The following is a 21,432-nucleotide window of genomic DNA, read 5'->3' as shown; positions in this document are numbered from 1 at the left end:
CAATTAGCCCATTTCAAAGATGAGGCTGACCTTTTCGCCCCGGCCAAAATCGAGGCGATCGCCGTTTTGCAGCAGATGTTTTTCCTTGGGTTCCAACAAAACGCCATTGAGGTAAGTGCCGTTGGAACTCCCCACATCTAGGATGTAATACTCAAAACCATTATCACTCCACAAATTTGCGTGGAGCCGGGAAACAACATCGCTATTGGGCAACGGCGATAAATCAACTTCCGGCGGATATTGGGGATTCGGTTTGCCAATATGAACAATGGAAACTTTGGGGATCGCCAGCACCATATCCGTTTGCACATGGCGAAATTGGGGTTGGGGTAGCTGTAGGGTCGTCGCCCCGGCATCGGTGGGCACTGGCTCTGGTGGTGTGACCGTCCCAGGGAGTAAACCCATCTCTGTTTGTACGTCCTGGTAAGCCCGTTTAATCAGGTGGGTCGCCACCGTTTGAATGCCGGTATGGGTAAAGTAATTGGTGGTTTGATCCAAAAAAGCAGCCACTAAATCGAGATTGTCGTCGGCAAATTCAATAAATCGCCCCAACTGACTAAATACAGAACTACGGGACACACCGGTTTTCGCGATCCAGTTTTGCATCCAGCCCCGCACAGCCTCGAAATTTTCGCTTAAAAAGCCCAGCTTGGAAGCGGTATCTTCCCCTGGCAGAGCCGAACCAAGTACCGTATAACCGCTATTATTTTGCACTTCGGTTTGATCGACCTGGCCAATGATGCTGTGGACTTTTTCGAGGAAATCCGGCCCCAGGGGTAAAAGGCCATCAACACAAACAAGGGTTCCCATGCGCACCAGGGCGGCACCCCGATAGTTTTCTTGGAGGGCCTGGGCGAGAACCTGGGGGTTTGCCTGGGGGAGACCGTTTAGTTTGCAGTAGGCGATCGCCTCAACGGAAATTTTCAGCACGAGATCGATGGTTTGGCTGGTGTCGGCCTTGGGGGTCAATTTACTGAGAAAGCCCAAAAGACCAATTTTTTCGCCAATTTTGTCGGCGAGGGCGGCAGTCCCCAGGGCCGTGTCAGCTCGATCGACGGTTTGGTACAGAAACACCGCACTCTGGTAACCGTTTTTTGGGTCATCATAGAGGGCGATCGCCTTGTCTCGAATTCGTTGCAATACCTCTGGATTGGTCTCTTGGGTAATTTGGCGGATTGCATCGTCAAATCCCCGAAAATTTATCCATTCCCCTGGAAATAGGGTATCGAGAGCCGTCAAAACTTTTGTGGTGATGTTGTTTTCCGGCAGATTATCAACAAGGGTGACAATGGATTTGGCCATGACGCTCAGCTTCTCCAGGATGGCAGAGGGTTTTGTTGCCCATCGTAGCACCCTATTTGGCGACGGTTCACAGTCGTGAATAAAAGATTATTAAGGCGATCGCCCGTCTCTCATTCCAGTAATAATTTTTCGGCGATTTTTTGTTCTTGATTTCCACACTCAGGAGAGTTATCTGTTTCTAAACCTACCCCTAAAATATGAATTTCAAAATCTTTTCATCTATCATTGGAATCAGATAAAATTCGTTCTCCTGATTTCGTATTTTATCCCTTGAATAAATTTGCTTATTTTCTGACAGAGATAATTTTTCTAAAATCGTCAATAATACTTCCATAGCTAATAGACAGACATTATCTTGTGCGATAGATATCTCAATTTCATCTACAAAATGACCACCATGGAGTAAGTTATTTCTTACAGTAATAAACTGAGGTGAATCCCCCCAAGAGATAGAGTATTTAGATGAATTAATCTCTAAGTCATAGAGAAAAAAGGCAATTAACGTTGTGAGAGAAGGAGTATTTTTTGCTATTTTTGGATCGAAGTTCTCTAGTTTTATCTTATCGATATTTTTTCGGAAATTTCGAGGCTTACTTTTGAAATCTTCTGATTGTTTAAATTGAACTAATTTTTGATATCCATTCAAATTTCTAAACCAATAAGAATACAGGTATTCAAGGGATGAGCAAGCAGCCATCAACTTAAGCTCAGCAGGAGTATCATAAGTTGTGAGCTTTAAATGCTGTAAACTCCGGCTCAATTTACTATCAAGTGGAACACATTCAAGAATAGAAAGAATAAGAGCCTTGAAATTGATTAAAGTATTGGTTAATGAATATGAAATATTTCTCAGTCGTCTTGAATGTGATAATGGTATTAGAAAACCTTTACTTGAATAATCATCGGTGACAATCTCGTACTCGTAAAAAATTGGTATGACTTCATATCCAGCTCGAATACTTAAAAATGCAGAAATATCATCTGAAATTATCATGAATTCTTGTATGATTTCATCCAAAATCTCCCGTTTGAGAATAAGATTCATGGATTTATCTTTTCTTATTTCAAAGAAAGAAAAATCATACATGACCTTAGGGTTTTGCATAAGAAATATGCGACTATCTTTATGTAAGGAATATCTTTTTCCACAACGGAATTTATATCCTGTATGACTTTGGTTATATTCATCTTCATAGTCTTTAATATAACCGATGTCTCGATCATTAGGAATTCCTTTTAGCTCTTTTCCAAAAAATTGATCATCATATGAAATTGAGTCGTTTAAACAGGTTTTCAGTTGAACCAAAGGAGCATCAGCAAATATAGGGAACCTCGATTAATTGCTTTTTTGACGATTTTTTGAGCCTGAAACAACGAGGATACGTTGCCGATCTGGCGAAATTTTGAATTTTTCGAGGTTCCCTATAATTCCTGGAAAATCTTTTTTACGAATTTTTTGATTAGTGATTAAGTTAAAAGCTTGAAATTCTTCTGAACGTTCATAAAAAGGTGGTCGAGTTCTACCACGAATTACTAATTGCTCATTGCCAACGACAAGAAACTGAAAATTCTGTCCCAAAAATTTACTAGCAATTTCCAAACGCATATTTTCTTGTAAAGTATGCCAATAAATTCGAATATTAACTTCTGTTTGTTGCTGGAAAACTAAATTGATTGCAACGGAAACTTCTATTGATTGATCCGCAACTATAAATTTAGCTTGTCCATGATAATTCCAATCGCATGGAAATTCCGTGAAAATGGCCATAGATATCAACCCATTTTTTTAGATGTTTATATTTTATTCCCTAATCAAATAAGTCTGAATAACTACCTGTTCGCTCAAAAACAATTTGCTCTTGTTCAATTTTATAGATCAATAACCAATCAGGCTCAATATGACATTCTCGACGATTTTGATAATTGACAATCAATTTATGATTTCGATGCTTTGCCTCTAAAGTTTGACCTAAAATTAATACCCTAGCAACTTGCTTGAACTTTTCTAAATCTTTTCCCTCTTTTTGACTTTTTTAATGTCCTTTTCAAAACGCTTAGTATAAACAGCTTGATACATTTACTAAATTCCTAATTTACTAAACATATCCTCAACATCTTCACAAACGACTAAATCTTCGTCCCGATCTGTTGCCGCAAAAGTTGCTAGAGTCTCCTCATTACAATCATCAATCTGGAAAGGCAAACCATGATGCTTGGCAATCTGCTCATAAAACAAGGCGATCGCTTGATTAGCGGAAAGCCCTAAACTCGCCAAAATTTGCTCCACATCCTGCTGTAAATTCGGCTCAATATTGACCTCGACAGTAATCGGTTTATTCATCTGACCTATACCCAAAAGCGTATATTTATTTTAACGCGGTAATTTTGACATGAAAAAAGGTGGGACTAGCCCACCCCTATTGATTAATGAATCATTAGCTTTTAGCCATCAATCCCTTCAATACGGTCTTCAACTTCCTGATAAAGCTGTTGTAAACGCTCAAGGTTTTCATCGCTGGTCTCCCAGTACCCACGTCCATTCACTTCCAGTAACGTGCTGACCATCCGACGGAAGGAGTTGGGGTTCAAATCCATCAGACGCTTACACATTTCCTCGTCCTTAATGAAGGTTTCATTGGTATCTTCATAGACCCAGTTATCTACCGCATCAGCCGTTGCCGACCAACCCATCGTATTCACCAGACGCTTAGACAATTCCCGCACCCCTTCATAACCGTGGGAGAGCATGCCTTCGTACCATTTAGGATTAAGCAGTTTTGTCCGCGCATCAAGACGTACCGTTTCAGACAGTGTCCGTACCTGAGCGTTGGCAGTGGTGGTATCGGCAATGTAAGCAGAGGGTTTCTTACCATCATCCCGCAGAGAAGCAACGACCTTGGTCGGATCGGAGTCGAAATAGTGGGAAACGTCCGTCAAACTGATTTCCGAAGAATCCAGGTTTTGGAAAGTGACATCCGCTTTCTTTAGGGAAGATTCAAACACCTTACGGTTTTCGTCCATCACACCGGGATTATCGGAGTTGAAGGCGAAGGATTTCCGGTTCAGGTACATATCCTGGAGTTCTTTTTCCTCTTCCCAAGAGCTATTTTCAACGGCGAGGTTCACGTTGGAGGAGTAGGAACCAGATGCGTTGGAGAAAATACGGGTCGCGGCTTGGCGAATGTTAATCCCCATTTCCTCGGCTTGTTCTAGGGCGTGTTTGCGCACATAGTTCATTTCGAGGGGTTCGTTGGCTTCCGCTGCCATCTTGACCGCTTGATCCAAGAGGTTCATTTGGTTGATGAACAGGTCACGGAAGACGCCGGAACAGTTGACGACGACATCGATGCGGGGACGACCGAGTTCTTCGAGGGGAATTAATTCCAACTTGTTAACACGACCAAGGGCATCGGGAACGGGTCTTGCACCGACCATCCACATGATTTGCGCTAAGGATTCACCGTAGGTTTTGATGTTGTCGGTTCCCCAGAGGACGCAGGCGATCGTTTCGGGATATTCGCCGCCATTATCGAGCTTTTGCCGTTCAATCAGGCGATCCACCACAACTTTTGCGGATTGGACTGCCGCAAGGGTCGGGATTGATTGGGGGTCGAGGGCGTGAATATTTTTGCCTGTGGGGAGGACATTGGGGTTGCGGATCGGGTCGCCACCAGGGCCGGGAAGGACGTACTCACCTTCGAGGGCTTTGAGTAAACCGCCAAGTTCTTTGTCGGCACAAACCTGTTCGAGGCAGAATTCAAGGTAATCGAAGAGGGGTTTGAGGAGTTCCTGATCGACGTTTTTGTAACCTGCTTCGTGGAGAGCTTCGACCCAAGGGGCTTTTTTACCCATGTTGAAGAAGTTGAGCTTAGAAACCAGAGACACACGACCTTCGGCGTTGACTTGTTCCATCACGAGGGCACGGACGGCAGCACGGGTCGCTTCGGTGATGTCTTGAAGCAGGTTCACATCTTCGAGGATACCCTGATCGCTGTTGCGGTAGATTTCCTCCATGTTGCGCCCGATACTCTTGGCGATGATCGTGGGGAGGCTCCAAATACCTTCTTCTTCGCGGTCGAGGCTGGCAATGTTCACCAGGGTGGCGATCGCCTCTTCGGCGGTGGGAGGCTTACCGATAACGTGGAGACCACAGGGGAGCAGACGAGATTCAATCTCCATCAGCTTCCGGTAGACAATGCCCACCATGTTGTCCCGTTCATCCTGAGACATTTGGGCGGCATCTGTTTCGGGAATCTCGATATCCTTATCGAGGTTGCAGATCCGCGCTTGATCCATGATCGTATTCACAATCTGCACGCCCCGCGCCCCATCTTTGAGGGTTTGGTAGGAGCCGATCAATTCGCTGAGTTCTTTTAAGCCCTTGTACAGACCCGCATTTTCTGCCGGGGGAGTCAGGTAGGAAATGGTATTCGCATAACTGCGGCGTTTGGCGATCGTCGCTTCCGAAGGGTTATTGGCGGCGTAGTAATAGATGTTGGGAATATTACCGATCAGATTATCGGGGTAACAGTCGCCAGACATCCCCATTTGCTTACCAGGCATGAATTCGAGGGAGCCATGGGTACCGAAGTGCAGCACCGCATCTGCGCCCCAAACTCGCTCAAGGTAAGTGTAGTAGGCAGCAAAGCCATGGTGAGGACTAGCGGAACGGGAGAACAGCAAGCGCATCGGGTCGCCTTCATAACCAAAGGTCGGCTGTACACCAATAAACAGATTGCCGAAATGCTTCCCATAGATCAGCAGGTTTTGACCGTCGCTGTTGAGTTCACCGGGAGGCGTACCCCAATTTTCTTCCAGGCGTTTGGAATAGGGGGTCAGTTCTTCATATTCCGGCACACCCATGCGATAGGCGATGTTTAGCTCAGGGGAAGCATATTGCGCCTGGGCATCATGGATGATTAGCTCTAACAGCTCTTTGGGGGTTTCAGGGATATCTTGAATGTCGTAGCCGTTGTCCCGGAGACCCTTCATTACTTCATGGATCGAGCCAAAGACATCGAGGTAAGCGGCGGTGCCGATATTGCCTTTGTCGGGGGGGAAGCTAAAAATTGTAATGGCGAGTTTTTTCTCTAGCTTGGGCTTCTTCCGGAGGTTTGTCCATTTCAAAGCACGGGTGGCGATCGCCTCGACGCGATCTTGTAGCGTAATCGCCCGACCTGTGGCCCCGTCACGACCAGAGAGAATAATCGGCTCAATTGCTCCATCGAGTTCTGGAATTGCAATTTGGAGCGCCACTTGGATTGGGTGCAGACCGAGATCACTCTCTTCCCACTCCTCTGTGGTTTGGAAGACCAACGGCAGCGCCACCATGTAGGGACGGTTCAACCGCTTGAGAGAATCAATGGCTTTGGGGTGATCCTGACGCGCCGGGCCACCCACAAGGGCAAAACCAGTTAGGGAAACCACTGTATCCACCAGAGGTAATTTTTCGACCCCGGCGACCGTGTTATCCCAGAAAAATTCATCCACAGGCTTCGAGAAATCGAGACCCCCCGCAAAGATGGGGATCACCTTTGCGCCGCGATATTCCAACTCCTGGAGCATGGCGACGTAGTGGGCATCATCTCCGGTGACGAGGTGTGTCCGTTGCAGCACGAGGCCAATGCAAGGGGCGAGGGGATCCTTCAGTTCGTCACTAATATCGTCGCGGCCGTTGTACCACTGGAGATATTCCTTGGTGTCTTCAAACATTTGCGGGGCGAGGGGATGCCAAATGCCCATATCGGGGTAGACTACCGGCTCGGCATAATCGGCCTTATCGAGCTTCTCAGCCCCCTTGAGGATGTACTTGTCGGTCATCATCAACAGGAAGTTTTCCAAGTTATCGGGGGAACCACCCAACCAGTATTGGAAAGACAACATGAAGTTGCGGGCATCCTGGGCTTTTTCAACGGGCAAATATTTTAAAACCTTCGGCAATGTCCGGAGCAGCTTGAGCATGGCATCTTGGAAGGAAGCACCGGATTTTTCCTTCCGCTTTTTCATAAATTCGCCAATAGCACTCTTGGATTGTCCCAACTGTGCCATGGAAAAAGTGCCCATTTTGTTGAGGCGCATCACTTCCGGCATGGAAGGGAAAACAATCGCCGCATCAAGGTTATCCCGGTGGGGCGTCACAGCTTCAACCACCTTTTGGGCGAGGTCTTCGATGAAGATCAAGGAGGCAATAAATAAATTGGCTTGGGCGACTTCCCGTTTGAACTCTTCGTAGTTATCGGGGTCACGCAGTTCTTCAATCAGATAACCACTAATTTCAACCGCAATCTTTGGGTGGTTCGCGTTAATCGCTTTTACCGCAGCAGAGAGGGCACTCTGGTACTGGGACTCCAACACGACATAGACCACCTTCACTAACGTGCGATTATTGATGTCATCTGGTTTGATGTGGCGAATGGCGGACTTGACGTTAGTGAACATAAATGGTGAGTCTCCTTTACTTGGACAAGTAGATGGATATTAAAAATTTATAACTATTCCCCTGCTCATCATCACATTATATGGAGCAGAAGCTGCTGTTCTGATAGTGAGCAAGCTGAAGGCACTTAAAGAGTTTTAGCAAAAAATGCTGGTTGGCCTAGGAAAGGCTGGCCATTCTGACACAATTTGATAAACCAAACTTAATTTTTTGTCATATTCCTTGACATTTGTAGTGCCCATTGGAGAAAAGCTGATTTGTCGTCCACCTGGCGCATCGGGCCGCTTTACTTTCAGGGGGCACCGTGGGATATTCAGGGCATTGTGCTGTTTTTCGTTCAAGTCTTGGAGCGACGGAAAAATGTTGTTTGAGCCTTATTTTTGGTTGCATGTTGCGGGCTTGGCTTTGCTGCCTTTGATCTGGTCTTTGTTGGCGATCGCCTTGGCGATTGGCATCCCGTTTCCCGTGGCCAATATTGAATTGGGCTTAATTGTGCTCCTGGGGGGAGTTCCGGTGTGGCTCCTGCAAATCCTGCGGCCTTGGCAACCCTTCAGTCTCTTTGTGTTTCAAATTCCGCCAGAACGCCTTGATGAACGGCAACGGCAAATTTTACGGCTCGTGCAGGGAACCCGGCAGCCAATTTTAAATGTGCTGGGGGCGATCGCCATGGTGATTTTGTTGTGGCAAGTAGCTCACTATGCGCCCCTTGCGGTGGGACTGACAGCGGGTCTCCCCCAATGGCATATTTTGGGCTTATTCGCCGCAATCCTGATGTTCTTCTTGGGAAATATTCTGTTACAAATTCCCTTGACCCTTTTGCCGACACTCTTTATTTCTGAAACAACGGCCCAGGCCATTGATCCCCACCCCACCGTGAGTATCCGGCGCGATTTTGCCTGTTGGGGCTTACCGTTGGGGCAACTGTTTCCCCCGAAACGTGCCTAGGGCGATCGCTACATTCTTTTGAGAATATTCAACAATCTTTAACGTTCCTCTGGGGCGAGAGTTCTCACGGTAATCACCTGGGGAGGCGTTGCGTCGGGGGGATAAAAAAAGTCAATTTCGGCGGTGCGACTTGTGCCAGGGGGAATTTCCAGGGTGGCAAGGGGTTCTGAGCGTTGGCCCCGATGTTGTACTAGGTGGACATAGCGGGTAATCTGGCGTCGATATTCGTTGGGATAGTTGATGCGGACAGTGCCTCGATAGAAAACACGGTTGGGGGGCGATTCAAAAAAGGAAAGGCGATCGCTATGGAGATCATCTTTAATCGGCGTTTGAAACGTTAGCGACGTCCACTGATATTCATCGCTCGTATTTTCAAGGGGGAAAGTCAGTTTGTAATGCACTAAATAGTTACCATGGCCCTGGAGCGCGGTATCAGGATAACGGGTGAGCATGGGGGCGCTTTGGACTTGGTCGGTGCCAAAGGTGCCAGTGCTGGTGGTGCTAATGGGGAAAGAAATCGCTTCGCCGGGGGCGGGGATTGCTAAACTCTCTGCGTCTGGATCGGTGACGGTGGCTTCCCACTGACTACCGACGGAAATACCTGCAACCCGGCCATAAATGATGCGACCAGGATCTTTACTGGGCACTGGGGGCAGATCCCGGGGTTCGACGAGTTGGCCTTGGGTGAGGAGCGATCGCCATTCATTGAGGCTGGGGGGACGAGAGCGGACAGCTTTTCCTTCGACAATACTGCCATTATTGCTAATACTGCTGGTGGCAATTTCTTCACGGACTTCATATTTCGCTAAATTTGCCAAGTAAACACTACCATCCGTTTCTACTTGTAAGTAGGTAGAGCGAGCACCGCTAACCGGGATGGGGAGATTCGCCAAAACCACGGTGCTGTAGGGGGGAATGCGTAGAATCTCTGGGAATTGCGTTTGGCTTTTGCCCCGGAGGGTATCGCTCACCAGTCGGGAGCCAGGGCCGGAATAGACATGACCCTGGGGATCTTCAACGAAGGGTAATAGCTCGCGGAAGGGGGCATCTTTACTATTGAGGTAACTAATGCCTTGGAGAATTTTGAGGGTGCGGGGGCTTCCGGTTGGATTGTTAACCAACAAGCCTTGGTACAGGGTGCGCTGCTCCGTGGCAGGACGGGAAATGTGGTGGGTAAAAATATCAAAGCGTCCTTCAAGGGGGGTTTCGAGGTGGGCGATCGCCTGGCTTTTTCCTGCCTTTGGGAAGGTCGATAATAGAATGCCTTCCTGGGCAATGACTTCAGGGCTGTTGCTGTTAAAGACCGGAATTTCATTGAGACTCCCCGGCAAAGGGCGCACCTCTTGGGGTTCCGTCACGATGGCCGCCGGCGATCGCCCCACAGAAGACCCCTGATCTTCCCCTGGTTGTGGTACTTGGTGGGGGAGTAACTCTTCCTTCGACCTGTTCTCTTGGGCCACCAATAAAGGGGCAGATTCCTGGGCAATGAGCAAAGAAGCAAACAGGTCAAACATGGACTCTATCAAAAAAAGTAAATTTAGAATAAACCAAAGTGCAGTGGCACTGAATCATTATCGCGGCTCTAAGTTCCCGACGCGCGGTGATCAATCAGTGGTCAAGGGGCACAATTTCAGACAAAACCGTAACTTCTTTGGCATGATGGGCTAGGGATTTTAATTGCTAAATAGTTGCTAAAACTCTCCACTTTAATCAGACTAGACCACAATGTTGAGAATTTTAAGGGTATTTTCACTATTAGATCGCTACATTATGGCGCAACTTGTGGGGCCTTTCCTGTTTGGGTTAGGAATTTTCACGAGTTTGGGCCTCACCATCGGCGTTCTCTTTGAGGTAATGCGCAACGTGGTCGCCAATGAAATCACCTGGGCGATCGCCTTCCAAATTCTCGCTCTCCGTCTCCCAGAATTTCTCGTCCTCGGCCTCCCCATGGCAACCCTACTGGGCACCCTCACCGCCTACAGCAGCCTATCTTCCTTTAGTGAAATTATCGCCTTACGGAGCGTTGGTTTGCCCCCCTTGCGGCTGATGTTGCCCGGTCTTCTCTTGGGGTTACTGATTACGGGTATCACCTTTGGCCTCAACGATTGGATTGTCCCCCAGACCACGAAACAAGCCAGCACCATTGCCAACATTGCTCAGGGCGAAGCAACCATTGACTACCAAGAAAAAAATATCATCTACCCCGAATATCAACGGGTAAAAACGGCCACTGGTAACCGCGAAATCCTCAAAACCCTCTTTTATGCCGAGACCTTCGATGGCACCCAAATGAACAACCTCACCATCCTCGATCGAGCTGCCGTCGATACCCAAAGAATTATCACGGCCGCCGCCGCCCAGTGGAATGCCAATGAACAGGGTTGGCTGGTGCAGGATGGCAGTATTTATCAAATTGGGGCCAATGGTTCCTTTAGTGACATCGAGCAGTTTGAAACTAACTTTTTAAATCTGTCTGATGCCCCTTTGATCCTCGCCACCCGCTGTCAACGCCCCAATGAAATGACCCTCCAAGTCATTGATGTTTGTTTAGAGAGCCTCAAGTTAAGTCGTAATGAAAGGCGGATCCGGACGCTCCAGGTGAGAAAACAAGAAAAATTTTCCGTCCCCTTCGTCTGTATTGTTTTTGCGATGGTCGGCTCGGCCATTGGCCTGCGCCCGCAAAACTCAAGCCGAGCGACCAGTGTTGGCCTATCGGTGGCCATCGTTTTTGCCTACTATCTCATTTCTGTGATTTCCAGTTCCATGGGCGTCTGGGGAACGATTACGCCGTTTATGGGGACGTGGTTTCCCAATCTCCTGGGGTTAGTGGCCGCAGGGACAATTCTCTGGCGGACAGGCTAGGCAATATTGTCACAAACAAAAAAGAGGTAGGGGATAAACCTACCTCCAAAACGTTTTACTGAAAAGAATCAGTCTATGACCAGACCCAAGGTTTTAACCTAGTACTGTCTCAGCGGTTTTAACAACGTTGTCCACGGTGAAACCAAATTTCTCCATGACCACACCACCAGGAGCGGAAGCACCGTAGGTGTCAATGCCGATGACAGCGCCTTCAAAGCCAACGTACTTGTACCAGCTCATGGTGGCACCAGCCTCCACGGCAACCCGTTTGGTTACAGCTTTCGGTAGGACGGACTCTTGGTAAGCGGCATCTTGCTCTTCAAAGCGTTCCACACAGGGCATGGAAACAACACGGACATTTTTTCCGTTTGCCCGGAGTGCTTTTGCTGCTTCGACACAAAGCTGCACTTCACTCCCTGTACCAATCAAAATCAGATCAGGGGTGCCTTCGCTATCGGAAAGGATGTAGCCACCTTTTTCCGCATTTTCGATGGAACTGCCTTCGAGGTTGGGGAGGCCTTGGCGGGTGAGGGCTAAGAGGGTCGGCGTTGTCGCACTTTCCACAGCAACTTTATAGGCACCAGAGGTTTCGTTGGTATCTGCCGGACGATAAACATAGAGGTTCGGCATCGCCCGCAGAGAAGCAACATGCTCGATCGGTTGGTGGGTGGGGCCGTCTTCTCCAAGGGCAATGGAGTCGTGGGTCATTACCCAAATGACCCGTGCTTCGGACAAGGCCGATAAACGGATGGAATTCCGCATGTAGTCGGAGAACACAAGGAAAGTGGCTCCGTAGGGGATTAAACCTGTACCGTGGAGGGCGATGCCATTACAGATCGCGCCCATGGCGTGTTCCCGGACGCCGAAGTGGACGTTGCGGTTTTCGTAGGCACCTTTTTGGAAATCGCCAGAAACGTGGATTTCTGTCAGGTTAGAGTGAGTCAAGTCCGCAGAACCACCGATCAATTCTGGCAATACCGGGGCGATCGCATTCAGGGTTACTTCGGAGTGCTTACGGGTCGCAAGACCTTTATCGGCGGGCGTTGCGGTGGGTAAAGCGTCAGCCCAGTTTGCGGGGGGCTTCCCAGAAAGAATCCGCTCTAATTCTGCAGCCTCCTCGGCATATTTTGTTTTGTAAGTGGCCCATACTTGGTTCCACTCTGCTTCGGCGCTGGCACCCCGTTCAACGGCTTTCCGGAAATGGTTGAGGGCATCTTCAGGCACTTCAAAAGGCCCATAGTTCCATTCGAGGGATTTACGGGTCAGTTCAATTTCGTCGGCACCAAGGGCTGCCCCGTGTACACCAGCAGTATCTGCTTTGTTGGGGGAACCGTAACCAATAGTCGTTGTGATTTTGATCAAAGAGGGCTTGTCAGTCACTGCCTTAGCCGCTTCAATGGCTTTGGCGATCGCCTCAATGTCATTGTTGCCATCTTCGACATGGAGCACGTGCCAACCGTAGGACTCATAACGCTTACACACATCTTCAGTGAAAGCAATGTCTGTGGAGCCGTCGATGGAAATATGGTTGTCGTCGTAGAGGGCAATTAATTTGCCAAGACCCCAGTGACCCGCAATGGATGCCGCTTCCCCGGAGATTCCTTCCATGTTGCAACCATCACCCATGATCACATAGGTGTAATGGTCAAAAATTTTGGCATCGGGCTTATTGTAGCGGGCTGCGAGGTGCGCTTCCGCGAGGGCAAGGCCGACGGCATTGGCGATCCCTTGGCCGAGGGGGCCAGTCGTAACTTCTACACCAGGGGTCTCGAAGTTCTCAGGGTGACCAGGGGTCTTCGATTTCCATTGACGAAATTGCTTGATGTCTTCGAGGGAAACACTGTCATAGCCAGCCAAGTACATCAAGGCATACTGCAGCATCGAACCGTGACCCGCTGACAAAACAAAGCGATCGCGGTTAACCCATTTCGGATTTTTGGGGTTGAACCGCATAAATTTGTCCCAGAGGGTGTAGGCCATGGGAGCGGCGCCCATCGGTAAACCGGGGTGACCAGATTTTGCCTTCTCGACGCCATCAATTGCTAAAAAGCGAATTGCATTAATACAAAGCTGATCTATAGATTGGGTTGCAACGGTCATAGTGAAAATTTCTGACAGTAAACGACAAATAAAGAAAAACTATAGGGAGTTGTTAGACCATCAAGAAGCGCAAATTGCCCTCCTCAAAATCCCCCCCATCATCCCACTGTTAGGATCACTGGGCAAGAATGATTCTGTCAAATCGCTAACATTTACTCGGACTAAATTTATTCCGGGCGATATTTCTTAAACGCAAGGGTAACGTTATGGCCGCCAAATCCAAAAGAGTTAGAAAGGGCAACTTCAACTGGGTGTTCACGGCTTTCGTTGGGAACGTAATCTAAATCGCAACCTTCCTGGGGATTTTCGAGGTTGATCGTCGGCGGAACGCGATCATTGGCGATCGCCATCACTGTGGCCACCGCCTCAATGCCCCCAGAGCCACCCAAAAGGTGACCGGTCATAGATTTTGTCGAACTCACTAAAATTTTGTAAGCCTGGTCACCGAGGGCTTTTTTAATGGCTTTCGTTTCTGTGATGTCATTGGCTGGAGTGCTGGTGCCGTGGGCATTTACGTAGTTCACTTGGTTCGGAGCCAAGCCGCCATCCTTGAGCGCCAATTCAATCGCCCGGGTTGCCCCAGCGCCGTCGGGGGTCGGTGCCGTCATGTGGTAAGCATCGCAGGTCATGCCATAACCAACGATTTCCCCGTAGATTTTTGCCCCCCGTGCCAGGGCATGCTCTAGCTCTTCCAGGATTAAAATGCCAGCCCCTTCACCCATCACAAAGCCATCGCGATCTTGATCAAAGGGACGACAAGCGTGTTTCGGATCATCATTACGGGTCGATAACGCCCGGGCCGAGGCAAATCCCGCAAAACTGAGGGGGGTTACAGCTGCCTCGGTGCCCCCAGAAATCATCGCTTTCGCGTAACCCTGTTGGACGAGTCGGAAAGCTTCCCCAACCGCATTGGAACCTGCGGCACAGGCCGTCACAGTACAGCTGTTGGGGCCTTGGGCACCGGTATGGATCGCCGTCAATCCCGCCGCCATATTGGCAATCATCATCGGAATCATGAAAGGGCTACAGCGGCTGGGGCCTTTCTCCAGGTAAATTTCCTGCTGGTCTTCCATCACCTTAATCCCGCCGACGCCAGTGCCGATCATTACGCCAATATCAGGGGCATTGTCAGCATTGATCTCTAGGCCAGCATCGGCGAGGGCTTGTTTACTGGCAGCCACGGCAAACTGGGAGAACCGATCCATGCGTTTCGCTTCTTTTTTCGGGATGAATGCGAGGGGATCAAAGCCTTTTACTTCACCTGCAATGCGACAGGCATGTTGGGAAGCGTCAAATGCGGTCACGAGGTCAATGCCATTGCGACCGGTCATGAGTCCTTCCCAATACTCCTCTAGGGTATTACCAATCGGGGTGATCGCACCTAAACCGGTGATTACAACGCGATACGGAGATGAGTGTGCCATGGCTGATTTGAGTGGTTTTGCAGTGGGAAAAAAGGCTTGTGCATCCAAAGGAAGCGACAATCAATCATAAAAACTAGCGAGAAAGCCGCGATAACTTTTGGAAGTTCGCAGCTCTGGAAGTTGAGGTTAAACTGACTAGACTAAATGGCTTAGTTGGCGCCAGTTTTTTCAGCGATGATGTTAACTGCTTCTCCCACCGTAGTGATTTTTTCAGCAACATCGTCGGGAATATCGATATCAAATTCTTCTTCGAAGGCCATGACCAGCTCGACTGTGTCGAGGGAGTCTGCATCAAGGTCACTGATGAAGTTTGATTCGGGGCTTACGGAGTCAGCATCGACATCCAGCTGATCAACGATAATATTTTTAATTTTGTCAAAAATTTCCTGGTTCATTGATGATTCCTAAAAATCTACCTGAGCGGTTCCCATACTTTGTTAAAGAATATGAGCGCTCATAAATTTAGCATTTTGTTGTGCTGACTAAAAATAGACTTATTAAATTAACATAAGCTGGAGTTTATTGTATCGGATGCTGGTTCCCTTCCGAGGCGATCGCCGCAAAAATAATTTTTTAGAGATGATTGTCAGGGAGGAAGGCAAGTGGATAAACTGATTGGGGTATTTCAGAGAATATATAAAGCATGTCAGCCATCCGCACGCTACACCAACAACTCATTTCAAAGGAACGTTCTGCTGTCGAAATTTTGACGGAAACGTTTGCCCATATCGAAGCGGTGGAACCCAAGGTTAAAGCGTTTTTGACCCTGACTAAGGAGCAGGCCTTGGCCCAGGCGGCACAAGTGGATGCAAAAATTGCAGCGGGGGAAACCATTGGCCTCCTAGAAGGCATTCCCATTGCGATTAAGGATAATCTCTGTACAAAAGGCATTCAGACGACCTGTGCTTCGCGCATCCTCGAAGGCTTTGTGCCGACCTACGAATCGACAGTCACCCAGAAGTTGCAGGAAGCTGGAGCGATCATGGTGGGCAAAACCAATTTGGATGAGTTTGCCATGGGGAGTTCGACGGAAAATTCTGGCTATCAAGTGACGGGCAACCCTTGGGATATAACGCGGGTACCGGGGGGATCCTCTGGGGGGTCAGCGGCGGCAGTGGCAGCGGGAGAAGCGCCGATCGCCCTGGGTTCAGATACTGGTGGCTCGATTCGACAACCGGCGTCTCTATGCGGGGTTGTGGGCCTTAAACCGACCTATGGTCTGGTGTCTCGTTTTGGCTTGGTGGCCTATGCGTCTTCTCTGGATCAAATTGGCCCCTTTGCGCGGACAGTAGAGGATACAGCGATTCTGTTAGAGGCGATCGCCGGCCACGATCCCAAAGATTCCACCAGTTTAGATGTGGATATTCCCCAATATAGTCAGTTACTCCAGCCGGAACTCCCCAAGGATAAGCCCCTGAAAATTGGCATCATCCAAGAAACTTTTGGGGAAGGGCTCGATCCAGAAGTGGCTGAAGCGGTTCAAAAGGCGATCGCCCAACTCCAAGAGCTTGGTGCCGAAGTCGAAACCATTTCCTGTCCCCGCTTCCGTTACGGCTTACCCGCCTACTACATCATTGCCCCGTCCGAAGCCTCTGCAAATTTGGCCCGTTACGATGCCGTCAAATATGGCACCCGTAATGCTGCAGCTGACAACCTTGTTGATATGTACACCCAAACCCGGGCCGCTGGTTTTGGCCCCGAGGTAAAGCGCCGGATTATGCTCGGCACCTATACCCTCTCCGCTGGTTACTATGATGCCTACTACCTCAAAGCCCAGAAAGTACGCACTTTAATTAAAGAAGACTTCGATCAAGCCTTTGCCAAAGTGGATGTGCTCATTTGTCCCACTTCCCCCAGCACCGCTTTTAAAGCTGGCGAAAAAACCGACGATCCCCTCAGCATGTATCTTTCTGACTTGATGACTATTCCCGTCAATTTGGCCGGTCTGCCGGCTCTGAGTCTGCCCTGTGGTTTTGATGCCCAGGGACTCCCCATCGGGATGCAACTGATCGGCAATGTTCTTCGAGAGGATCTCTTACTTCAGGTGGCCCATGTCTATGAACAGGCAACAGCTTGGCACCAGAAAGAACCCAAACTCTAAAAAGCCTTTACACAAAACAAATTTAACAAATTCAACTTATCAGTCCCCCTCAATCACTTCAGGGGGATTTTTTTATGCCATACATAAATGCCCTACCAGAGCCTTAATCATCAAGATCTCAAGATCAAAAAAAAGCGAACAGGTAATCTGTCCGCTAATCAATCAACTAAACATAAATTGAAGCTATACCTATTTAGCAATAGGCAAGTTGATATAAATTACTTAACGCTTGCTTTTGCACCAGCATCTTCAAGCTGCTTCTTGATGGCTTCAGCATCTTCTTTGCCAGTACCTTCTTTGATAGGCTTGGGCGCAGATTCAACCATTTCTTTGGCTTCCTTAAGACCGAGGCCAGTGATGCCACGAACAACCTTAAGAACAGCGATTTTCTTGTCAGCGGGAACTTCATCGAGAATAACGTCAAATTCAGTCTTCTCTTCAACTTCCTCAGCAGCAGCAGCACCAGGGGCAGCCATTACCATGCCACCAACGGGAGCAGCAGCGCTAACGCCAAAGGTTTCTTCGATTTGCTTAACTAATTCAGCTGCTTCAAGCAGGGTTAGAGATTGCAACTTCTCCAAAATTTCATCGGTAGTAGCAGACATTTAATCTATCTCCTTAGTGAATAAAAATTACGTTTAGAACAACGAGAAAATTAAGCCGCCATGATATAGATCACGCGACGTTGAGGGTTAGGCTGCTTCTTTTTCGGAAACAGCTTTGATGGCTCTGGCCAAAGAACCCGGTACTTCGTTGATGCCGATGGCGATTTTTGCAGTAACTGCATTGATCGCACCTGCAATCTGACCGTAAAGTTGGTCTTTGGTGGGCAGATCACCGAGGGCTTCGATTTGGTCACTGGTTAAAGCTTGACCTTCCATAACGCCGCCACGAAGTTCGGTTTTCTTCGTTGCTTTGCGGAATTCTTTGTAAGCTTTAACGGCGGAAGCAACATCTTCTCCAGCAATTAAAAATGCGGAGGAATCTTTTAAAAGAGATTGCACGGGTTGCCACGTTTCGTCACCATCAACGGCAATATGCATCAGCGTGTTTTTCGCAATTTTGCAATATGCCCCGGCAGGACGAAGGCGGTTACGTAAATCAGTGATTTCCGCAACGGTTAAACCCTTGTAATCAATCACAAAAGTAAGTTGTGCATCCTTGAGCAGATCCTTGATCTCAGCAACCAATTCTTGCTTATCTGCTAGCGATTTTCCCATTCTGTTCTCACCTCCTTTTTGGGGAAAGGTTATTAAAGTAGGGACAAAAAAATAGACCCCAGCGACAATGCCAGGGTCACGCTCTTCTTCCAAGCAAACTTGGAAAAAAACTTGTTTAGTCTTGTAGCGTTTTACCTCGGCAGGATATTAAGCGATCGCCCCTGCTGTCTCTGGCATGAATACAAATCTATTTAATTGTTTTGCCTAAGAGGGCCTAGGCTTTTTCTTCAATGGAAAGATCCCGGAGGGCGTTGATATCCACCTGGATCGAAGGTCCCATGGAAGCAGACACATAAATGCTCCGCCAGTAACGACCTTTGGCCCCAGAAGGACGATTCCGGTCGATGGTTTCCTGAAGAGCCTTTAAGTTTACCAGAAGATCTTCCGCAGCGAAAGAGGATTTACCAAAAAGCACGTGGACAATCCCTGCACGGTCAGCCCGGAACTCTTGTTTACCAGCCTTAAATGCGGCGATCGCCGTGGCGACATCCGTAGTCACAGTGCCACCTTTAGGTGAAGGCATCAAACCACGGGGGCCAAGCTGACGACCCAAACGAGCCACCTTCGGCATCATATCCGGCGTTGCGATCAAGACTTCAAAGTCCATCATGCCCTTCTGGATATCTTCGATGAGTTCTTCAGAACCAACGAGGTCTGCACCGGACTCCTCTGCAACCTTTACCTGTTCACCGCTAGTAATGACGGCGACCCGCACAGACTGGCCAGTACCTTTCGGAAAAGCAACAGTCGTTCTCAACTGCTGATCCGTGTACTTCGGATCAATCCCTAAACGAATGTGGGCCTCAGCCGTTTCATCAAACTTAGCTGTGGCAGTTTCTTTCAAAAGGGTCAAAGCTTCTAGAGGCTCATAGGCTCTATCTTCAACCTTTTCAAGCGCCTCACGAAGCCGACGAGATAATTTTTTTGCCATACTTACTCCTTGGGTACATAACGAGACACACGCCTCTCCCCAAACATAAAGATTAAAAACTTAACTGTTGTATCCAGTTTCCAAGCAGTTACTAATCCGTAACTGTAATGCCCATATTCCGCGCTGTACCGGCAACAATGTTCATTGCTGCTTCGATATCGTTCGCATTCAAATCAGGCATTTTAGTTTGGGCGATTTCCTGGAGTTGTGCCCGGGAGATAGAACCCGCCTTCTGCTTATTAGGCTGGGCAGAACCTTTCTCAACCCCGGCTGCCTTACGAATCAAGACAGAAGCGGGGGGCGTTTTCAGGATAAAGGTGAAACTCCGGTCTTCATATACCGAAATTTCTACCGGAATAATCATGCCTGCCTGGTCAGAAGTCTTTGCGTTGTACTCCTTACAGAAGGCCATGATGTTGACCCCATGTTGACCCAGGGCTGGCCCAACAGGAGGTGCAGGGTTGGCCTTACCCGCAGGCAAGGCTAATTTAATTACCGTAACAACTTTTTTTGCCATCGCTAGCTCTGTTTTTCCACTTGAGTAAATTCAAGTTCTACTGGCGTATCTCGACCAAAGATCGACAATAGAGCTTTCAGTTTGCTGCGCTCAGGGCTGACTTCAATGATCTCGCCTTCAAAATCCTTAAAAGGACCAGAAAGCACAAGAATTTTGTCGCCAATGGCCATATCGACTTTAACAGTCGGTTCAACAACCTGAGCTTGTTTAAAGATGCGCTCTACTTCAGACTTACTGAGAGGCACGGGTTTGACATGGCCCCGTCCCCGACCGTAGCTACGCTTCTGTTCGGCCCCAACAAAATTAATCACATGGGGCGTATTTTTGATAACCTGCCAAGCTTCATCATCTAGGGTCATCTGAATCAAGACATAACCAGGAAAAACCTTTTCTTCTCCATGTTGCCGACTGCCATCCTTACGGATTTTGACGGTTGGGGTTTGGGGAATCTGAACCTGAAAGATCCGATCCGCCACATCGAGAGTATGAATCCGTTGTTCAAGGTTTGCTTTGACTCTTTGTTCGCACCCAGATGCAACTTGGACGGCATACCAACGCGGTTTGGGTCCAGCTTGCGTTCCTGTGTATTCTTCTGAATGTTCCATAGAAAGTTAAAGAGTCTTTTAAAATACAGCACCTGAAACGAAAATGAAGAGATTGTCCACGACGTAGATAACAGTCGCAACAAGAATCACCATCAAAATGACAGCGGCAGATTCACTAATGAGCTGCTGGCGAGAGGGCCAAACAACCTTAGCTAGTTCTTCTTTTGTTTCATTGGCGTATTTCGTAACATCGAAACCTTCGGGCTTATTGGCTTCAGTCTCGACGGTCTTCTTTGTTTTGGCCACAATCAGAAACTCCTCCCAGAGCCACTGCAATACTTCAACTAAAGTTTAATGTAAATTGAAACGCGCCCTGGAGGACTCGAACCCCCGACATCAGGTTTTGGAGACCTGCGTTCTACCAACTGAACTAAGGACGCTTGGGTACTTGCTCTTAACAAGCCTTAGCAATCTTAGCACAGGTGGCAGGCTTTGTGCAAAACATTTTGAGCGAATCAAATGGATTACAAAAAGCCTAGATCGGGCGATCGAAACGTTGCTTGATCCGAGTTGCCTTACCAACGCGATCGCGCAAGTAATACAGTTTAGCCCGGCGGACTTTACCACGACGGATAACTTTGATGTTATCAACGAGGGGAGAGTGCAACAGGAAGACCCGTTCAACACCAATCCCTTGGAAGATTTTACGCACAGTGATGGTTTCGTTAATCCCACCATTGCGCATGGCAATAACGGTACCTTCGTAGGGCTGAACCCGTTCTTTGGTACCTTCCTTGATTTTGACTCCGACTCGAACGGTGTCGCCCACGTGGATGGTCGGGAGATCATCCTTGAGCTGTTCCGCTTCGATGGAGCGAATGATTGCTTCAGCGTTCATGGTTTTTCAAAAAACTCACAATTTATCAGTATATGTACAATACAACTTAAAGTCAAAGTAAAACCTAATTTCTAAAACTTGCTAGCTTCAAAGAAAAAAGTGAGCCGAAATTGACTCACTTTCAATACTAATTTTTTGCTCCCAGAAGCAA

General features: G+C 48.2%; 20 protein-coding genes, 1 tRNA gene and 1 other annotated feature. Of the genes, 3 read left to right on the top strand and 18 right to left on the bottom strand.

Annotation, left to right across the window (positions count from 1 at the left end; translation table 11 throughout):
- Nucleotides 1-3: 3 nt before the first annotated feature.
- The 6 genes from FEK30_RS09295 to FEK30_RS09270 all read right to left on the bottom strand — a co-directional run bounded on the left by FEK30_RS09295 (nucleotide 4) and on the right by FEK30_RS09270 (nucleotide 7,740).
- On the bottom strand, nucleotides 4-1,302 hold the full coding sequence (locus FEK30_RS09295; protein ID WP_138073030.1) for an FHA domain-containing protein: 1,299 nt from the start codon (nucleotides 1,300-1,302) through the stop codon (nucleotides 4-6).
- Between the two features lie 190 nt (nucleotides 1,303-1,492).
- Nucleotides 1,493-2,608, bottom strand: a complete 1,116-nt coding sequence (locus tag FEK30_RS09290) for a hypothetical protein (RefSeq protein WP_138073028.1) — start codon at nucleotides 2,606-2,608, stop codon at nucleotides 1,493-1,495.
- Between the two features lie 30 nt (nucleotides 2,609-2,638).
- Complete coding sequence (locus FEK30_RS09285; protein WP_138073026.1) at nucleotides 2,639-3,070, bottom strand: hypothetical protein; 432 nt, start codon at nucleotides 3,068-3,070, stop codon at nucleotides 2,639-2,641.
- A gap of 40 nt (nucleotides 3,071-3,110) precedes the next feature.
- Nucleotides 3,111-3,278, bottom strand: coding sequence for a type II toxin-antitoxin system YafQ family toxin (locus FEK30_RS17115; RefSeq protein ID WP_255448020.1), 168 nt, complete (start codon nucleotides 3,276-3,278; stop codon nucleotides 3,111-3,113).
- A gap of 104 nt (nucleotides 3,279-3,382) precedes the next feature.
- Nucleotides 3,383-3,643 carry a type II toxin-antitoxin system RelB/DinJ family antitoxin gene (locus FEK30_RS09275; protein WP_138073024.1) on the bottom strand — a complete coding sequence of 87 codons (261 nt, stop codon included), beginning with the start codon at nucleotides 3,641-3,643 and terminating at the stop codon, nucleotides 3,383-3,385.
- Between the two features lie 101 nt (nucleotides 3,644-3,744).
- Entirely contained in the window at nucleotides 3,745-7,740 is a 3,996-nt protein-coding gene (locus FEK30_RS09270; protein ID WP_138073022.1) for a magnesium chelatase subunit H, read from the bottom strand.
- 358 nt (nucleotides 7,741-8,098) lie between these two features.
- Between FEK30_RS09270 and FEK30_RS09265 the strand changes: the two genes are divergently transcribed.
- Nucleotides 8,099-8,683 carry a low-complexity tail membrane protein gene (locus tag FEK30_RS09265; RefSeq protein ID WP_138073020.1) on the top strand — a complete coding sequence of 195 codons (585 nt, stop codon included), beginning with the start codon at nucleotides 8,099-8,101 and terminating at the stop codon, nucleotides 8,681-8,683.
- Between the two features lie 38 nt (nucleotides 8,684-8,721).
- Here FEK30_RS09265 and FEK30_RS09260 read toward each other — a convergent pair whose 3' ends face one another.
- Nucleotides 8,722-10,197 carry a DUF3370 domain-containing protein gene (locus tag FEK30_RS09260; protein ID WP_012306647.1) on the bottom strand — a complete coding sequence of 492 codons (1,476 nt, stop codon included), beginning with the start codon at nucleotides 10,195-10,197 and terminating at the stop codon, nucleotides 8,722-8,724.
- Nucleotides 10,198-10,453: 256 nt separating this feature from the next.
- Between FEK30_RS09260 and FEK30_RS09255 the strand changes: the two genes are divergently transcribed.
- Nucleotides 10,454-11,545, top strand: coding sequence for an LptF/LptG family permease (locus FEK30_RS09255; protein ID WP_099241098.1), 1,092 nt, complete (start codon nucleotides 10,454-10,456; stop codon nucleotides 11,543-11,545).
- Between the two features lie 93 nt (nucleotides 11,546-11,638).
- Here FEK30_RS09255 and tkt read toward each other — a convergent pair whose 3' ends face one another.
- From tkt to acpP, 3 genes are all read right to left on the bottom strand, one after another.
- Nucleotides 11,639-13,645, bottom strand: coding sequence for a transketolase (tkt, locus tag FEK30_RS09250; RefSeq protein ID WP_138073018.1), 2,007 nt, complete (start codon nucleotides 13,643-13,645; stop codon nucleotides 11,639-11,641).
- A gap of 167 nt (nucleotides 13,646-13,812) precedes the next feature.
- Nucleotides 13,813-15,069, bottom strand: a complete 1,257-nt coding sequence (gene fabF / locus FEK30_RS09245; RefSeq protein ID WP_012306650.1) for a beta-ketoacyl-ACP synthase II — start codon at nucleotides 15,067-15,069, stop codon at nucleotides 13,813-13,815.
- Between the two features lie 149 nt (nucleotides 15,070-15,218).
- Nucleotides 15,219-15,464 carry an acyl carrier protein gene (gene acpP / locus FEK30_RS09240; protein WP_012306651.1) on the bottom strand — a complete coding sequence of 82 codons (246 nt, stop codon included), beginning with the start codon at nucleotides 15,462-15,464 and terminating at the stop codon, nucleotides 15,219-15,221.
- Between the two features lie 248 nt (nucleotides 15,465-15,712).
- Between acpP and gatA the strand changes: the two genes are divergently transcribed.
- Entirely contained in the window at nucleotides 15,713-17,170 is a 1,458-nt protein-coding gene (gatA, locus tag FEK30_RS09235) for an Asp-tRNA(Asn)/Glu-tRNA(Gln) amidotransferase subunit GatA (RefSeq protein WP_138073016.1), read from the top strand.
- A gap of 218 nt (nucleotides 17,171-17,388) precedes the next feature.
- Here gatA and rplL read toward each other — a convergent pair whose 3' ends face one another.
- From rplL to rplS, 8 genes are all read right to left on the bottom strand, one after another.
- Entirely contained in the window at nucleotides 17,389-17,775 is a 387-nt protein-coding gene (gene rplL / locus FEK30_RS09230; protein ID WP_030007220.1) for a 50S ribosomal protein L7/L12, read from the bottom strand.
- 87 nt (nucleotides 17,776-17,862) lie between these two features.
- A complete protein-coding gene (gene rplJ / locus FEK30_RS09225; RefSeq protein WP_012306654.1) occupies nucleotides 17,863-18,390 on the bottom strand; it encodes a 50S ribosomal protein L10 in 528 nt (175 codons plus the stop codon).
- Between the two features lie 39 nt (nucleotides 18,391-18,429).
- Nucleotides 18,430-18,582, bottom strand: a sequence feature (ribosomal protein L10 leader region).
- Nucleotides 18,583-18,604: 22 nt separating this feature from the next.
- The gene (gene rplA / locus FEK30_RS09220) at nucleotides 18,605-19,321 is read right to left on the bottom strand and encodes a 50S ribosomal protein L1 (RefSeq protein ID WP_030007219.1); all 717 of its coding nucleotides are present in this window, start codon (nucleotides 19,319-19,321) and stop codon (nucleotides 18,605-18,607) included.
- A 91-nt stretch (nucleotides 19,322-19,412) separates the two neighbouring features.
- Nucleotides 19,413-19,838, bottom strand: coding sequence for a 50S ribosomal protein L11 (gene rplK / locus FEK30_RS09215; RefSeq protein ID WP_012306656.1), 426 nt, complete (start codon nucleotides 19,836-19,838; stop codon nucleotides 19,413-19,415).
- 2 nt (nucleotides 19,839-19,840) lie between these two features.
- Nucleotides 19,841-20,443 carry a transcription termination/antitermination protein NusG gene (nusG, locus tag FEK30_RS09210; protein WP_012306657.1) on the bottom strand — a complete coding sequence of 201 codons (603 nt, stop codon included), beginning with the start codon at nucleotides 20,441-20,443 and terminating at the stop codon, nucleotides 19,841-19,843.
- 18 nt (nucleotides 20,444-20,461) lie between these two features.
- Nucleotides 20,462-20,689, bottom strand: a complete 228-nt coding sequence (gene secE, locus FEK30_RS09205) for a preprotein translocase subunit SecE (RefSeq protein WP_012306658.1) — start codon at nucleotides 20,687-20,689, stop codon at nucleotides 20,462-20,464.
- A 61-nt stretch (nucleotides 20,690-20,750) separates the two neighbouring features.
- Nucleotides 20,751-20,823, bottom strand: a tRNA-Trp gene (locus FEK30_RS09200).
- 95 nt (nucleotides 20,824-20,918) lie between these two features.
- Entirely contained in the window at nucleotides 20,919-21,281 is a 363-nt protein-coding gene (rplS, locus tag FEK30_RS09195) for a 50S ribosomal protein L19 (RefSeq protein ID WP_012306659.1), read from the bottom strand.
- Nucleotides 21,282-21,432: the final 151 nt, after the last annotated feature.

This window comes from Picosynechococcus sp. PCC 11901 (assembly GCF_005577135.1).
GTDB lineage: Bacteria > Cyanobacteriota > Cyanobacteriia > Cyanobacteriales > MRBY01 > MRBY01.
The sequence above is the reverse complement of the archived record's forward strand: the minus strand, read 5'-3'. Positions and strand labels throughout refer to the sequence as shown.